Origin of the sequence: Mesorhizobium sp. M8A.F.Ca.ET.165.01.1.1, assembly GCF_004792065.1 — a bacterium.
Lineage (GTDB): Bacteria > Pseudomonadota > Alphaproteobacteria > Rhizobiales > Rhizobiaceae > Mesorhizobium.
Map to the genome: position 1 here is coordinate 143,752 of NZ_SRTH01000010.1, position 14,966 is coordinate 158,717.

A 14,966-nucleotide genomic window follows, 5' to 3' on the forward strand; every position below is an offset into this window, starting at 1 on the left:
CAGGTACTAGTCAGTCCAGTACCGTTTGACGACTATCACGAGAGAACGGTACCGTCTAGTACTGGTCAAAGGGGCGCCATGGAAATCAAGGGGGAGACCAGATCGGCACGCAAGGATCGTGAAATCATCCAGGCGGCCACGGCGGCGTTCATCGCCAAGGGCTATGATGGAACCAGCATGGAGGAAATCGCCACCAGGGCGGGAGCTTCCAAGCAGACCGTGTACAAGCATTTCACCGACAAGGAGACGCTTTTCGGTGAAGTCGTTCTATCAACCGCTGGCCAGGTCAACGACATCATCGAGTCCGTGACGACACTGCTTTCCGAGGCGAGATTCATGCAAGGCGGCCTGCAGCAGCTTGCTCGGCGCTTGATAACGATGCTCATGGACGACGAGTTGTTGAAGCTGCGCCGCCTGATCATCGCCAACACGGATCGAATGCCGCAGCTTGGCCGCGGCTGGTACGAAAAAGGCTTTGAGCGCATGCTTGCCTCGACGGCGTCCTGCTTTCAAAAGCTCACCGATCGGGGGCTGATGCAAACCAGTGATCCCCGTCTGGCGGCCAGCCATCTTTTTGGGATGATCCTTTGGATCCCCATGAATGAAGCCATGTTCACGGGGAGCAACCCGCGTTCCAAAGCCGAACTTGAACGGCACGCGGATGCCTCGGTCGAGGCGTTTCTTGTCGCCTATGGGGTCCAACCGAAATAGTCTCGTCCTCTGCCGACATTTGTTCACGGTCGGGAGCAACGATGCCCACCATATGCCTTTCGACCTCGAGACGGTGATGCCCGCCGCCGGACATCCCGCCATCTCCTACAAGGCGTAGATGGTCCGGTTGAACTTCGTCTCCATCACCACATGGGAAGCGGTTTTGACGACGCCGCTGATTTCATTCACGGCATTCACCTCCCGGTTCAGCTTCTCGAGCGTCTCGGCGGCAAGGTGGATGATCAGGTCCCACTCGCCGGTGATGGCGTAGACCGCCTGGATCGAAGGCATCGCCTTGATCTTTCTGGAGACGTCCGGATAGCTCTTGTTGTTCAGGGCGGCGAGCGTGAAACAGTGGACGGCGTTCTGGGCCACCTCCTTGGTCAGCCGCACGCTATAGCCTTCGATAATGCCGCCGGCCTCCAGCTTCTGGATCCGCTCCTGCAGCGCTGTCCGCGATACGCCGAGCTGACGTGCCAGTGACGCGACCGGCTCACGCGCATTCTTCTGCATCAGCGCGAGCAGCTGACGATCCTTCTCGGTCAATTCCACAAACAAATCCTCTCGCTCGATCCGCGCTGTAACCGCCGCGATCCTATCGGCTGAACCGCCCCCGCGACAATCCGGAAGACCGGCCTTAGCGAACGGAACAAGGCGAACATATCCGGCACTTTGCCGTCTCAAGGCACGCAATGACTGCGCGATCGCCATTATCCCGCATTTCGCCGGGTGGAACCCTTCTTTTTGCGACCTGACTGTCTGGGGTCACAAACGCCGGTCCATCAGGGGGAACGAGCTTCGGCTGTGGTGGGCACAAACCGATCCGCGTTGAACCTGTGGCCGAAAGCGCTGAGGTCCGACGTTACGCATCCTATCAGTTTCAACCACAAGGGAGGGATAACTTTGAAAAAGCTGCTCGATTTAGCCGTTCTTGCCGCCGCGACATTCGCGATCACAACGGCGGCCATGGCCGGGGAAACCCTGGACCGCGTCACGTCGAAAAAGGCGATGGTCATCGCCACCAACGCGGCCTGGCCACCGCAGAGCTTTCTCAACGACAGCAACGAACTCGCCGGCTTCGACATCGATGTCTCGCGCGAGATCGGCAAGCAGCTTGGTGTCGAGGTCTCGTTCGAAACGCCCGACTGGGCGACGCTGACCGGCGGACGCTGGCAGGGACGCTACGACCTCGGCGTCGGATCGGTCACGCCGACCAAGGCCCGTTCCAAGGTGATCGACTTTGTCGGCATCTATTATTACAGCCCCTATGTCTACGTCCTGCACAAGGACAGCGGCGCGAAGTCGGTCGCCGATCTCAACGGCAAGATCATCGGCGTCGAGACGGCAACCACCTCGGAGGATTTCATCCGCCGCAAGCTCGAAATCGACGCACCCGGCCTGGCTCCCATCGAATACAAGCTGGAGCCGGGCGAGGTCCGCACCTACGCGGATTCCATGCTTCCCTTCGACGACCTGCGGCTTGGCGACGGCGTGCGCCTGAATGCCGTGATCGCACCGGAGCAGACGGCGCAGAACGCCATCAAGAACGGCTATCCCGTGAAGATCCTCGAAGGCGAGTACGCCTTCCGCGAGCCGCTCGTCGTCATCGCCGAGAAGAAGGATCCGGAGTGGACCGCGAAGGTCGCGGGCATCATCACCGGGATGAAGACGGACGGCACGCTCGCCGCGCTGACCACGAAGTGGTACGGCAAGGACTACAGCGCCAAGTAAAGTCATTCCGCCGGCTGCCCCTCGGCAGCCGGCGGTCACCCACCAAATACATGCCCCCTCACCGCAAAGTCGTCGATGGCCTATCCGGATACCTACTACGCCCGCACCCTGACCGACCGGAAGACGAGGCCTCCGCTGCAAGGCGAGGCGCAATGTGACGTGGCCGTCGTCGGCGCCGGATTGGCCGGGCTGACGACGGCGCTGCAGCTGGCGCGCGCCGGACTGCATGTCGCCGTGCTGGAAGCCCAGCTCGTCGGTTTCGGCGCTTCGGGCCGCAATGGCGGTTTCGTCACGCCCGGCTTCGCCACCGGCGGCGACAATATCGCCGCACGTGTCGGCGGGGAGGCCGCGCGCGACCTGCACCGGCTGTCGATCGAAGGCGTCGAATTCGTGCGCGACACCATCGAGACGCTCGCAATATCGGCCGCCCAGCCGCGTGCCGGCCTGCTCAGCGTCTTGCGCTACGACGACGGCGATGCGCTGAAGGCCTATGCCGAACAGATGGCCCGCGACCACGGCTATGAACTTCAGTATCTCGAGAGAGAAGACGTCCGATCGGTGCTGAAGTCCGCTCGCTACCACCAGGGCCTGCGTGACCCAAACGCCTTTCACATCCATCCGCTCAACTATCTGCGTTGCCTTGCCGACGAGATCGAGCGGCTTGGCGGCGAGGTCCATGAAAGCTCCGAGGTCGTGCAGTGCGACCTCTCGGGGCCGCAAAAGATACTTCGCACCAGACAGGGCACGCTTCGGGCGCCCCGGATCGTGCTCGCGACCGGCGGCTATACCGGCCCGGTTTTCGGCCAGCTCTACCGCGCCTTCCTGCCCATCGCCACCTATGTCATGGTTTCCGAGGCGGCTCCCCGCCTCATTGCGCAAGCCGTCGCCACGACGGACGCCGTCGGCGACAACAGGCGGGCCGGCGACTATTATCGCCTGGTCGAGAATGGCAATCGTCTCCTGTGGGGCGGGCGGATCACCACGCGCGCCGCTTCCGCCGACGCGTTGGCGCGCGAATTGCGCCGCGAGATGGTCGGCACCTACCCGCAGCTTGCCGGCCTCAAGACCGAACTGGCGTGGTCGGGGCTGATGTCCTATGCCCGGCATCTGATGCCCCAGATCGGCGAGCTGCGGCCAGGCATATGGTACTGCACCGCTTTCGGCGGCCATGGGCTCAACACCACGGCGATTGCCGGAAAAATTGTCGCCGAGGGCATTCTGGGCGCCTCGGACCGGTACCGGCAGTTCGCGCCCTTCGGACTGAGCTGGGCCGGCGGCGCCGCCGGCCTGGCCGCCGCGCAGCTTACCTATTGGAAACTGCAAGCGCAGGACTGGTGGCGGGAACGCAACGCCATCGCCAAGGACAAGGTGACGGCATGATCGGCAGGCTGATGCTCTCCCATCCAGGGCTCGCCCGCCGCGCCGCGGCCGCGCTTTTTCCGGCGCTGCTGGCCGCAGCCCTCTACGCCATGGGCATCAAGTCGAGCTGGATCGGCTCATTGATGCCGCTTGCGTCCGACTGGCTGCAGGCCAACCCAGCCTTGTCGCGAGCCCTCTCGGCCGTGTTGATCGCGCTGCTGGTGCTGGTGAATTGCAAGCTGCTTCTGCTCCTGCCCCGACGCCAGCAGATCGTCGGCGTCTGGATCGAGCTGTTCGTGCTGCTGATGCTGTTCTTCTATTCCTTCGACCTCTCCCTCGCCTTCATCGCCAGGAAAGTCGGCTTCCTGATCACCCAGGGCGTCACCACGACGCTTTACATTTCGGCGATCTCGATCCTGATCGCGACCTTGATCGCACTGGTCGGCGCCATCGCCAAGTTGACCGGGAACGGCATCGTTTACGGGCTGGCCACCTTCTACACATCGTTGTTTCGCGGCCTGCCGTTGCTGATGCAGATCTACATCATCTATCTCGGGCTGCCGCAGATCGGTTACGTGATCGGCGCGGTGCCGGCGGGTATCGTCGCGCTGTCGCTGTGTTACGGCGCCTACATGACCGAGATCTTCCGCGCCGGCATCGAAAGCATCCCGCGCGGTCAAAGCGAAGGCGCCACGGCGCTCGGCCTAAGCCCCGGCCAAACCATGGCGCTCGTCATCCTGCCGCAGGCCATGCGCGTCATCATCCCGCCGACCGGCAACCAGTTCATCGCCATGCTGAAGGATTCCTCGCTGGTCTCCGTCGTCGGCGTCTGGGAGATCATGTATCTCGCCCGCACGATGGGCCAGACGGAGTTCCGCCATATCGAGATGCTGATTACCGCCTCGATGATTTACTGGATTCTGTCGATCGCGCTGGAATTCGGCCAAGCCTATCTCGAACGGCGCTTCGGCCGATCAGGACGCTAGGTGGTCTGACCCTCTAGATCAGCGCGGCTGCGGCGCCTCGGCCTTCAGCCGCATGAGCTGGTCGCGCTGCAGGTCGAGCGCGGCGGTGACGAAGCGCCGAATGGTGGCAAGCTCCGCGTCACTGAACGTGGCAATGAGCTTCTCCCCTTCCCGCGCGATGGCGCCGTAATAGCGTGCCGACAGCTCCCGTGTTGACTCCGTTGCCTCGATGACCACCTTGCGCCTGTCCTCGAGGCTGCGCGTGCGCGTCAAGAGGCCGCGCGCCTCCAGCCGGTCGATCAGCGCGGTCACCGCGGCCGGCGTCAACCCGGTCGCGGTCGCGATCGCGCCGGCCGATTGCGGGCCGCCGTGGAGCAGTCCGATACAATGGCGCTCGGCCATGTTGAGGCCGAGTCTCATCCCCACCGCCTCGTCATAGGCCTGCGTCGCGTCCTGCCACTGCATGATGGCAAGACCGATGGCTGTCGTCAGTTCGGCTCGATTCCGGCTTGACGAATTTACTTCGATCATCTAACTATCAATCCGTCTAACATTTAGACCATTATAGCAATATGCGGCTACGCCCCCGACAAGGCAAGAGCCGCTCCCGGGCAAGGATATGAAAAATGAGTTTGATTCAACAGCGTACGCCTCTCTCGCGCGAGGAAGAATTCAAATACGCCAAGCTGGCCATGGAATGGTATGGCTGGGGCTCTCCGATCGGTCTCGGTATCCTGCTGGTGTCGCTGGCCGCCGCCGCCGTGCTGGTCCGGATCGCCGTCTACGGCTTTTGAGCCTCTGCCGGCGCCATCCTTGGCGCCGGCCCTGCCGGTCGTGGCTTGGCAGGACGACGGCTTCGTGGAGGCCGCTCAGACCGTGACCACCTTGCTCAGATGGTCGCCCAGCCGGCAGGCGAGCGCGGTGATCGTCGTCGTCGGGTTGGCTTGGCCCGACGTGCAGAACACGGAAGAGCCGCCGACATAGAGATTGTCCATGCCATGCACCTTGCAATTGGCGTCCACCACGCTCCTGGTGACATCCGTGCCCATGCGCGTGCCCCCCATATGATGATGGCCCGCCGTCTCTTCGTTGGTCGGATAATCCTCGCCGTTCGAGATCCAGTCGGCAATGCGCACCCGGCCCAGGTTTTTCTGGGCAAGCGTCGTGCCGAACAGCCTCAGGCCTTCGAGAAGGGTGCGTTGTTCCAGTTTCGATTTCTTCCAGTGCAGTTCGATGCGCGGCACGCCGGCATGGTCGACCTCGGTCTTCGACAACTCGATCTGGTTCGAAGCCAGCGGCGCCTGTTCCCAGGCGACATAAAGCTGAGCGGCGCAACGCAGGTTCTGGTCGAGCTTGCCAGATACCCATTCCGCCATATGCGGCGCCGTGCAGGCTAGGTCGGCGATGAGGCTCTTGACGCCCGGATAGGGCGTCTCGATCAGCCGGATGCCGAAATTCATGATCTTGAGACGTTCCATCGCGGCAGGCATCGGCGAGAAGAAGGCCTCCTTGACGGCATCGACCTCGAACGCACCATAGTCGGCCAGGATGGCGTTGCCGCCCTCGAAGGTCGGATGCTCCATCCAGTAGCGGCCAAGCGCCGTCGCGTTCGGCACGACGCCGCCGTTGGAGCGCTGGTTCGACCACAAAAGCAGCCGCGAATTCTCCAGCCCGCCGGTGCAGACGATGAAATAGTCAGCGCTGAACGAGCCGGCGTCCTGTCCGTTGGACCACAGCTTGGCGCCGGTCACGCGTTTGCCGTCTCCGGCAAGCTCGGTGGCGTAGGTGTTGAGCACGACGGCGATGTTTTTGCTCTTGTCGAGTTCGTCGGCGAATTTTTCGGCAAACCGCACCGCCGGGCTCTTGATCAACTGCACCCAGCGAATGTCGTCCGAAATCGGCACATCAGGCCGGAAATCGGGAAGGTCGAGGATAGCGCGCACTTCCGAGAGGTAGGGTTCGATGTCGGCTCGGCGGATCGGCCAGCCGGTGTCGGGCGCCCAGGCCTTGGGCTCGAAATCCAGTTTGTCGAGCACGCGGCACCAACCGGCCCAGTGATTGGAGCTGCCGCCCATGAACCGCAGCCGGGTGGTGTCGAGATCGAAATAGAAATCGCCGACCGTGGTGCCGCGGTAGAAGTCTTGCGAGTCGTCGCTGAATTCCCGCGGACCGGCTTCCAGCACCACGACCGGAATGCCGGCAGCGCCAAGTTTTCTGGCGATCGTTGTGCCGGCCGGACCGGAACCAAGGATGCAGACCCTTGGCACAAAGTTGGCGGCGCGATACGCCTCGTAGCTGTCGAAGATCATGCCAGGTCGCTCCGCTTCAGGATCCAGCCATTGACCTCGACGATCTCGTCAGGATCGGCCCGGGATGAACCGGCATGGGTGGCGTCGGCATCAGGCAGCTTGCGGAACAACGACAGGGCAGGTAGGGCGATCAGCGCCTGCACGAGCGTGCGGCGCGACATTTTTTTTATGAGGAAACTCATGGCAGGTCTCTCGGCTAGGGCTTCGATGCGCGCATGACATTCCCCGAACGGCACACACATCGTCACGGAAGCCAGTATCGTGCCAAGCATGGCATCAAGGCGGGGAAAGTGCCGACAAGCGGCACAACCGGATGCAAACAGGGTTAGAAATTTTTTAACGGGCCAGGTGTGCCGGCCCGGTCTGCTCATGCCGCTTCGGAAATATCGGTATCGAGGATCGTCAGGTTGCGGCCCGCATGCTTGGCTTGGTAGAGGCGCCGGTCCGCGGCGCGCATCAGCTCCGATACGTTGACATCCTCGCCGCAGACAGTGCCGCCGATGCTGACGGTCAACGGAATGGTCCGTTCATCGACCGGCCGGAAGCGGATCAGTTCGACCTCGCGGCGGATCCGCTCGGCAACGCGCTTGGCCTCCTGTTCCGTGGCTCCGGTCAGAAACGCGCCGAACTCCTCGCCGCCGATGCGGCCGAGCACGTCGCCGCTGCGCACGCCGCGCTCGATGGCGCTGGCGATCAACAGCAGCGCGTCATCACCGGTCAGGTGGCCGAAATTGTCATTGATCGTCTTGAAGTGGTCGGCGTCGATGATCAGCAGGGCGCCGCGGTCGGACTTGCGCCGGGAGCCGTCCAGCGCGGCAAAGAAGCTTTCCCGGTTGAGCATGCCGGTCATGTCGTCGCGGCTCGCCTTTTCCGCCAGGCGGCGGTGCGCGGCGGCGAGTTGGGCATGAGCACGGGCAAGCTCGCGATGCGCGTTTTTCAGCCTGTCGCTCTGCCAGAACGTGCTGGCGCATGCGGCCCAGGCAAGGACCAGCGGACAGAGCGTCGAGGTCAGCCAGATCGTGCGCGTTATGGGGAATCCCATGGCTGGGACGACAATCAACGTCAGCATGAGAGAGGCGGCGACGGAGGCGAAAGCGATGGCGGCGGATTTGAGAATAATGCTGTTCATCGCGAACTCCCCTCAGGACTTGTCTCTGTGCCAGCAAGCCCTGAAGGCCACCTTTCCCGGACGGTTAAAATTTGAACCGTGAGGCCATTTCTGCAACCTCAACGGGCAGAAGTTGTGGATAAAGTCCCTTTCGGAATCCCTGTTTCATGCCATAAGGAGCGCATGACGACGCTTCCCGATCCCGCCCGCTTCGCCCATGTCACCGACTGGGTGTTCGACCTCGACAACACGCTCTATCCGCACCACTCGAATCTGTTCTCGCAGATCGACGTCAAGATGACCGCCTATGTCGGGGAGCTGCTGGCGCTGCCGCGCGAGGAGGCGCGCAAGCTGCAGAAGGAGCTCTATCTCGAATACGGCACGACGCTGAACGGGCTGATGACGCGCCACGGCATCGATCCCGACGACTTCCTCGAGAAGGTCCATGACATCGACTATTCGTGGCTGGTGCCCGATCCCGTTCTCGGCACCGCCATCCGGCAGCTTCCCGGTCGCAAGTTCATCTTCACCAATGGCGACCGCAGGCACGCCGAGCGCACCGCGCGCCAGCTCGGCATCCTCGACCATTTCGACGACATCTTCGATATTGTCGCCGCCGACCTCAACCCCAAGCCGGCGCGCCAGACCTACGAGAAGTTCGCCGAGCTGCACGCCGTCACCGGCCACAATGCGGTGATGTTCGAGGATCTCGCCCGCAACCTGGCCGTGCCGAAGTCGTTGGGCATGACCACGGTTCTCGTGGTCCCGCGCAATTTCGAACCGACATTCTCCGAAATCTGGGAACGCGACCCGGCCAACGAGGATGACGTCGATTTCGTCACCGACGATCTCGCCACTTTCCTCACGACCATAGTCGCAAGGGAGTAGGGAATTGAGGAATTGAGGAATTGAGGAATTGAGGAATTGAGGAGGGACGCAAGACCATGCCCCTTTTTCGTCAATTCTTCATTTCCCCAGTTCCTCATTTCGTTTCCCAAATTCCCCCAATTCCTATTCCCCCAGCTTGTAGAAGCGGCTGATGATGCCCCAGGCTTCGTCGGCTGTGTCGACGAAATCGATGATGTCCTGATCGCCCGGGCTGATGGTGCCTTGCTCGGCGAGGAAGTCGAGGTCGATCGCCCGCTTCCAGAAGGACTTGCCGAACAGGATCACCGGCACGCGCTCCATGCGCCCGGTCTGGATCAGCGTCAGCGTCTCGAAGAACTCGTCCATCGTGCCAAAGCCGCCGGGAAACACCGCCACGGCCTTGGCGCGCATGACGAAGTGCATCTTGCGGATGGCGAAATAGTGGAAATTGAAACAGAGCTCCGGCGTCACATAGGGGTTCGGTGCCTGCTCGTGCGGCAGCACGATGTTGAGCCCGATCGACGGCGCGCCGACATCGTCGGCGCCGCGGTTTCCCGCTTCCATCACGCCGGGTCCGCCGCCGGTCACCACGACATATTCGCGATAGTATGACGTGGCTGACTGCCGCGAGCAGAGGCGGGCGAATTTGCGGGCCTCCTCGTAGTATTTGCTGTTTTCCTCGAGGTTCTTCTTCTGCGTCTCGTTCTTGGCCGCCCAGGCTTCGCCACCGGGCTCCGGCAGGCGCGCGCCGCCGAACAGGATCACCGTCGAACGGATGCCGCGCTCGGCCAGGATCATTTCCGGCTTCAGCAGTTCCAGTTGCAGCCTGACCGCGCGCAGTTCGCGCCGGGTCATGAAGTCGGGATCGTTCCAGGCCAGGCGGTAGGTTTCGGCGCGCGTCTGCGGCGTGTCCGGCACGCTTTTCGACCGCTCCAGATCCTCATCCGAATGCGGCAGCGGCGTCCATCCCGCCTTTTCCATGGGAGTCATCGAATCCACCCGTCCATTCCTTTACTTGCGTCGTCCCGTGACGCAGTCGCGATTGACCCCCATTGAGCCTTAACATAGGGTCCGCGCGACTTTTAAACAGGTTAAGGCGCAGCCCCTTAACAGCTTGGTAATGGAGCAAATTCATGTCGAAGCCCGATCTGGCGAGCCTCGAAAAGACCATCGACAAGGCCTTCGAGGAACGCGACGCCATTTCGACCGCGACCCGCGGCGAGGTGCGCGACGCCATCCAGTCGGCGCTCGACCTGCTCGACCGCGGCACCGCCCGCGTCGCCGAGCGGCAGACCGACGGCAAATGGCACGTCAACCAGTGGCTGAAGAAGGCCGTGCTGATCTCCTTCCGGCTCAATCCGATGGAGATCATCAAGGGTGGCCCCGGCGAGGCCGTGTGGTGGGACAAGGTGGCGTCCAAGTTCGACGGCTGGAGCGCCGTCGACTTCGAAAAGGCGGGCTTCCGCGCCGTGCCGTCGTCGATCGTGCGCCGTTCGGCCTATGTGGCGCCAGGCGCCGTCTTGATGCCGTCCTTCGTCAATGTCGGCGCCTATGTCGATAGCGGCACAATGGTCGATACCTGGGCTTCTGTCGGCTCCTGCGCCCAGATCGGCAAGAATGTCCACCTTTCGGGCGGCGTCGGCATCGGCGGCGTGCTGGAGCCGATGCAGGCCGGTCCCACCATCATTGAGGACAATTGCTTCATCGGGGCGCGTTCCGAAGTGGTCGAGGGCTGCATCGTGCGCGAGGGCTCGGTGCTCGGCATGGGCGTCTTCATCGGCCAGTCGACCAAGATCGTCGACCGCGCCACCGGCGAGGTCTTCTATGGCGAGGTGCCGCCGAATTCCGTCGTCGTCGCTGGATCGATGCCGGGCAAGCCGTTTCCAAACAACGAACCGGGCCCAGGTCTCTATTGCGCCGTCATCGTCAAGCGGGTCGACGCCAAGACCCGGTCCAAGACCTCGATCAACGAATTGCTGCGCGATTGATCTTTGCCCCGGTCAGGCGCACCTTCCGCCGGCGCGACGATCGGTCGCGCTGGTTCAACATGGAGGGGGTGACATGGACTGGAAGTATCTGCTCACAAGCTTTGATGGCCGCATCAACCGAGCCAAGTTCTGGGCCGGCATCGGCGTATTCATCGTGATCGGCATTATCGCTTTCATTCTCGATGCGATCCTCGGCACGCGTTTCACCACCGCCAGCGGTGCCCAGATCGGCATCATCGGCATCCTCTTCGCGCTGGCATCGATCTATTTCGCGATTGCCCTCTATGCCAAACGCTGGCACGACCGCAACAAGTCGGGCTGGTGGACGCTGATCGGCCTCGTACCCTTCATCGGCGGCATCTGGCTGCTGGTCGAACTCGGCATCCTCGAAGGCACCAAGGGTGCCAACCAATATGGATCGGACCCGCTTGCCTGAAAGATCGGATCTCAACTGGCTTTTCTTCAAGACATCGGGCCGCGTCAGCCGCGCGGCCTATTTTCTCGGCGGATTGCTCGTCGCCATCATCCAGGCGTTCCCGCTGTACCGCTTCACGCTGGTGCCGGAGGGCTCGGCCGAGAGCAATATGTGGTCGTTCATCTTCTTCATCGCCTTCATCGCCTCGCTGTGGTCGAACATCGCGCTGGCGGTGAAGCGTCTGCACGACCTCGACAAGCCGGGCATTGCCGCGCTGATCCTGTTCGTGCCGGTCGTCTCGATCGTCGCCTTCCTTGTGTTGTGCCTGTTTCCAGGGCAGCCTGGGCCCAACCGCTATGGCCGGCGCACCAACGAGCCGGCTGAATCGAAGAGATAGAGAGGCATGATGTCGTCCGAAAGCCGCTCCGCACTTTTCGGCATCATGTTCTAGGGACCGATCGGATATCTCGCCATGCGCTACCGCACGCTTGATCCGAAACTGATCATCGAAACCGCCGAGCGGCTTGAAGGCCGCGTCGCCGACCGTTTCCCGGACGCCGGGCTGCGCGGCGTCGCCGCCGAACTGGTGTCGCTGTCGCGCGATCTGGCCAAGGCCGCTAAGGCACTGGAAGCGCCGATCTGGTGGCTGCGCGGCATCATCGTCGCCGCCGTGATCGCGGGCGCGCTGATCTTCCTGTTCGTCGGCACCATCTTGCCGCTCATTCACATCTCCCAGGCCGACGACGCGGTGCAGTCGGTGCAAGGCATCGAAGCCACGATCAACATGATCATCCTCGCCGTACTCGGTTTCCTTGCCCTGATCCGCACAGAGGAGCGCATCAAGCGCAAGCAGGTGTTTCGCCAGCTGCACGGCCTGCGTTCGCTGATCCACGTCATCGACATGCACCAGTTGACCAAGGATCCGGCGGCGCTGTCGGCCAGTTTCAAGCCGACCTCACATTCGCCGGCCCGCATCACCAATGCCGCCGATCTCGCGCGCTATCTCGATTATTGCTCCGAAATGCTGTCGATCACCGGCAAGATCGCGGCGCTGTTCGCCCAGTCCGTCAATGACGCCGTCGTCATCGACGGCGTCAACGACATCGAGAACCTGGCGTCCAACCTGTCGCGCAAGATCTGGCAGAAGATCACGTTGATCGACGGCCGGCCGGCGGCGCCAGAACCTTCTCCGGCACTAGGCCCGGCAAGCCAAGCCGCTCGGCTTCCGCCGCGCGCACCAAGGCGCTGACCCGCTGGACCGTCGGCCCCTGCGTGCCGGCTTTTTCGGCGAGCCGCAAGACAGCACCCTGCAGGTCGTCGATCTCGGTCGGCCGGCCGCGCCGCAGATCATCCCACATCGACGAACGCGCCTCGGGGTCGATCGCCAGCATGCGCCGCGCCAAGAGCTTGAACAGCCAGTCGGGCAGCCTGAGCACCTTCGGCAGCAGCGCAGGGCGCAGGCCGGCGATGCGCGCCGGCTCGATGCCCGAGGCCTTCATCGCCCGGAGAGCCTCATCGATCTGGCCGGCGAGGATCAGCCGCCAGCGCCTGTCGGCGAGTTCGGTCGCCAGCGGCAGGCCCGACAGCGCCACCAGCGCATTGTTCAGGTTCATCAGAAGCTTGCCCCACAGCACGGCCTTCATGTCGCCATGCGCTTCGACGGCGAGGCCTTCGACGTCGAGAAGGCCGGCAAGGCCGGCGTCCCCATCTTCAACCATTACCTTGCCGTCGCTGGCACGGTGGACGCGCAGCGGCAGTTCGCCGTCCGGCGATTGCACGACATTGAACCGCGCCATGCCGGCCAGCACCGTTTGCCGGCCAAGCGCCGCGCGCAGCCTGTCGGCATTGTCGACGCCGTTCTGCAGGCTCACCACCACGGCATCGGGACGGGCATGGGCCTTGATTAGGGCCGCCATATCCTGCGTCGCGCCGCTCTTGACTGTAACCAGGATCACATCGGCCACCGGCAAGGCGACAGCGGGATCCACGGTGACGGCGAACGATTCCGGCTTGATCAGTCGATCGCGGCCCTTGAGGTCGCTGACGCGCAATCCGCCCTGCCGCAGCGCTGCCTCGATGCGCGGTCGGGCGAGCAGGACAACCTGCCGCCCGGCGAGTGCCAGGCAGCCGCCGGCATAACAGCCAATGCTGCCGGCGCCGGCAATGACGATCCTCTTTTCCCCGTTTTCCATCTCTTGCTCCGCATCGGTCGACTATACGACATGAAAACCATAATGTCGGCGGTATCGTCGGCCATGGGGCTGGCCCCTACGTCTGGCCGTGACAGGCCTTTCGCTTTCGACTATCGCTTTTGCCATGACGCTGCCGACTGATCCCGCCGCAAACCTCGCCTCTCTCATCCGCTGTGCCTCGGTGACACCAGCCGAAGGCGGCGCGCTGAGCGCGCTGGAGGCGATGCTGGAACCGCTCGGCTTCCTGGTCGACCGGCCAGTGTTCTCGGAGGAGGGCACGCCGGATATCGAGAACCTCTATGCACGGCGCTCCGGCAACGGCCCGCACCTGATGTTCGCGGGCCATACCGACGTGGTGCCTGTCGGCGACGAAGCCGCCTGGACGCACCCGCCTTTCGCCGCCGAGATCGCCAATGGCGAGATGTATGGCCGCGGCGCTGTCGACATGAAGGGCGGCATTGCCTGCTTCATCGCCGCGGTGGCGCGCCATGTCGAGGCAAATGGCGGCCCGAAGGGCTCGGTGTCGTTGCTGATCACAGGCGACGAGGAAGGGCCTGCCATCAACGGTACGGTCAAGCTGCTCGAATGGGCCGCATCGAAAGGCGAGAAATGGGACGCCTCGATCGTCGGCGAGCCGACCAATCCGGACACGCTTGGCGATATGATCAAGATCGGCCGGCGCGGCTCGATGTCGGGCAGCATCACCGTCAATGGCCGCCAGGGCCATGCCGCCTATCCGCAGCTTGCCGACAATCCGGTGCGCGGCCTGATGAGCCTGGTGGATGCCTTGCTGCACCCGGTCTTCGACAAGGGCACGAAGGATTTCCAGCCGACCAATCTGGAGGTGACCTCCATCGATGTCGGCAACCCGGCCACCAACGTCATTCCGGCCAAGGCGACCGCCACCTTCAACATCCGCTTCAACGACAGCTGGACGGCCGAGACGGTCCAGGCCGAAATCCACAACCGCCTCGATCAGGCGGCGGGGCGCAAGAAGTACAGGCCAGGCAAGAAGACGCCGGTCGACTATGACCTCGTCTGGCGCGACCGGCCGAGCCATGTCTTCCTGACCCGCGACGACAGGCTGGTCGAGACGCTGAGCGGCTCCGTTGGTGCGGTGGTCGGCAAAAAGCCGGCGCTGTCCACCTCCGGCGGCACATCGGATGCGCGCTTCATCAAGGATTATTGCCCGGTGGTCGAATTCGGCCTGGTCGGCAAGACCATGCACATGGTCGACGAGCGCGTCGCCATTGCCGATCTGGAAACGCTGACGCGAATCTACCAGCGCTTCATCGACGACTGGTTCGGACAGGGCTGACCG

Annotated in this window: 18 protein-coding genes; 11 read left to right on the forward strand and 7 right to left on the reverse strand. The window is 63.0% G+C overall.

Annotated elements, in window-relative coordinates; translation table 11 throughout:
* The first annotated feature begins 78 nt into the window (after positions 1 to 78).
* Complete coding sequence (locus EN808_RS24065; RefSeq protein WP_135917053.1) at positions 79 to 711, forward strand: TetR/AcrR family transcriptional regulator; 633 nt, start codon at positions 79 to 81, stop codon at positions 709 to 711.
* Positions 712 to 816: 105 nt separating this feature from the next.
* On the opposite strand, the gene EN808_RS24070 is transcribed toward EN808_RS24065, so the two are convergent.
* Positions 817 to 1,422, reverse strand: a complete 606-nt coding sequence (locus EN808_RS24070) for an Lrp/AsnC family transcriptional regulator (protein ID WP_245511988.1) — start codon at positions 1,420 to 1,422, stop codon at positions 817 to 819.
* 255 nt (positions 1,423 to 1,677) lie between these two features.
* Between EN808_RS24070 and EN808_RS24075 the strand changes: the two genes are divergently transcribed.
* From EN808_RS24075 to EN808_RS24085, 3 genes are all read left to right on the forward strand, one after another.
* Positions 1,678 to 2,442 carry a transporter substrate-binding domain-containing protein gene (locus EN808_RS24075; protein ID WP_245525121.1) on the forward strand — a complete coding sequence of 255 codons (765 nt, stop codon included), beginning with the start codon at positions 1,678 to 1,680 and terminating at the stop codon, positions 2,440 to 2,442.
* A gap of 75 nt (positions 2,443 to 2,517) precedes the next feature.
* Positions 2,518 to 3,822 carry an FAD-binding oxidoreductase gene (locus EN808_RS24080; protein ID WP_135917055.1) on the forward strand — a complete coding sequence of 435 codons (1,305 nt, stop codon included), beginning with the start codon at positions 2,518 to 2,520 and terminating at the stop codon, positions 3,820 to 3,822.
* Positions 3,819 to 4,787, forward strand: coding sequence for an amino acid ABC transporter permease (locus EN808_RS24085; protein ID WP_127276041.1), 969 nt, complete (start codon positions 3,819 to 3,821; stop codon positions 4,785 to 4,787). The genes EN808_RS24080 and EN808_RS24085 overlap by 4 nt, the downstream gene beginning before the upstream one ends.
* Before the next feature lie 18 nt (positions 4,788 to 4,805).
* Here the strand turns inward: EN808_RS24085 and EN808_RS24090 are convergent, their stop codons facing one another.
* The gene (locus EN808_RS24090; protein WP_127276042.1) at positions 4,806 to 5,297 is read right to left on the reverse strand and encodes a MarR family transcriptional regulator; all 492 of its coding nucleotides are present in this window, start codon (positions 5,295 to 5,297) and stop codon (positions 4,806 to 4,808) included.
* Positions 5,298 to 5,392: 95 nt separating this feature from the next.
* Here EN808_RS24090 and EN808_RS36405 point away from each other — a divergent pair, with 95 nt between their 5' ends.
* On the forward strand, positions 5,393 to 5,560 hold the full coding sequence (locus EN808_RS36405; protein ID WP_189524160.1) for a hypothetical protein: 168 nt from the start codon (positions 5,393 to 5,395) through the stop codon (positions 5,558 to 5,560).
* 75 nt (positions 5,561 to 5,635) lie between these two features.
* Here EN808_RS36405 and EN808_RS24095 read toward each other — a convergent pair whose 3' ends face one another.
* From EN808_RS24095 to EN808_RS24105, 3 genes are read right to left on the reverse strand one after another with little or no spacing between them, the layout of a single operon-like run.
* Positions 5,636 to 7,075, reverse strand: coding sequence for a GMC family oxidoreductase (locus EN808_RS24095; RefSeq protein ID WP_135917056.1), 1,440 nt, complete (start codon positions 7,073 to 7,075; stop codon positions 5,636 to 5,638).
* Complete coding sequence (locus tag EN808_RS37120; RefSeq protein ID WP_245511989.1) at positions 7,072 to 7,446, reverse strand: hypothetical protein; 375 nt, start codon at positions 7,444 to 7,446, stop codon at positions 7,072 to 7,074. Before EN808_RS37120 ends, EN808_RS24095 begins: the two co-directional genes overlap by 4 nt.
* On the reverse strand, positions 7,443 to 8,204 hold the full coding sequence (locus EN808_RS24105; protein WP_127276044.1) for a GGDEF domain-containing protein: 762 nt from the start codon (positions 8,202 to 8,204) through the stop codon (positions 7,443 to 7,445). The genes EN808_RS37120 and EN808_RS24105 overlap by 4 nt, the downstream gene beginning before the upstream one ends.
* 162 nt (positions 8,205 to 8,366) lie before the next feature.
* Here EN808_RS24105 and EN808_RS24110 point away from each other — a divergent pair, with 162 nt between their 5' ends.
* Positions 8,367 to 9,071, forward strand: coding sequence for a pyrimidine 5'-nucleotidase (locus tag EN808_RS24110; RefSeq protein ID WP_135862578.1), 705 nt, complete (start codon positions 8,367 to 8,369; stop codon positions 9,069 to 9,071).
* A 123-nt stretch (positions 9,072 to 9,194) separates the two neighbouring features.
* Here the strand turns inward: EN808_RS24110 and EN808_RS24115 are convergent, their stop codons facing one another.
* Entirely contained in the window at positions 9,195 to 10,040 is an 846-nt protein-coding gene (locus EN808_RS24115) for an LOG family protein (protein WP_135862990.1), read from the reverse strand.
* 143 nt (positions 10,041 to 10,183) lie between these two features.
* Between EN808_RS24115 and dapD the strand changes: the two genes are divergently transcribed.
* The 4 genes from dapD to EN808_RS24135 all read left to right on the forward strand — a co-directional run bounded on the left by dapD (position 10,184) and on the right by EN808_RS24135 (position 12,702).
* The gene (gene dapD / locus EN808_RS24120) at positions 10,184 to 11,038 is read left to right on the forward strand and encodes a 2,3,4,5-tetrahydropyridine-2,6-dicarboxylate N-succinyltransferase (RefSeq protein ID WP_135917057.1); all 855 of its coding nucleotides are present in this window, start codon (positions 10,184 to 10,186) and stop codon (positions 11,036 to 11,038) included.
* A gap of 73 nt (positions 11,039 to 11,111) precedes the next feature.
* Positions 11,112 to 11,474 carry a DUF805 domain-containing protein gene (locus EN808_RS24125; protein WP_127276048.1) on the forward strand — a complete coding sequence of 121 codons (363 nt, stop codon included), beginning with the start codon at positions 11,112 to 11,114 and terminating at the stop codon, positions 11,472 to 11,474.
* Positions 11,467 to 11,850 carry a DUF805 domain-containing protein gene (locus tag EN808_RS24130; protein ID WP_245458575.1) on the forward strand — a complete coding sequence of 128 codons (384 nt, stop codon included), beginning with the start codon at positions 11,467 to 11,469 and terminating at the stop codon, positions 11,848 to 11,850. Before EN808_RS24125 ends, EN808_RS24130 begins: the two co-directional genes overlap by 8 nt.
* Before the next feature lie 75 nt (positions 11,851 to 11,925).
* The gene (locus EN808_RS24135; protein ID WP_135917058.1) at positions 11,926 to 12,702 is read left to right on the forward strand and encodes a hypothetical protein; all 777 of its coding nucleotides are present in this window, start codon (positions 11,926 to 11,928) and stop codon (positions 12,700 to 12,702) included.
* On the opposite strand, the gene EN808_RS24140 is transcribed toward EN808_RS24135, so the two are convergent.
* Positions 12,602 to 13,645: a 2-dehydropantoate 2-reductase gene (locus EN808_RS24140; RefSeq protein ID WP_135917059.1), complete on the reverse strand. Its 1,044-nt coding sequence runs from the start codon at positions 13,643 to 13,645 to the stop codon at positions 12,602 to 12,604. The two genes, EN808_RS24135 and EN808_RS24140, sit on opposite strands and share 101 nt — an antisense overlap.
* Before the next feature lie 124 nt (positions 13,646 to 13,769).
* Between EN808_RS24140 and dapE the strand changes: the two genes are divergently transcribed.
* Positions 13,770 to 14,963 carry a succinyl-diaminopimelate desuccinylase gene (gene dapE / locus EN808_RS24145; protein WP_127873291.1) on the forward strand — a complete coding sequence of 398 codons (1,194 nt, stop codon included), beginning with the start codon at positions 13,770 to 13,772 and terminating at the stop codon, positions 14,961 to 14,963.
* Positions 14,964 to 14,966: the final 3 nt, after the last annotated feature.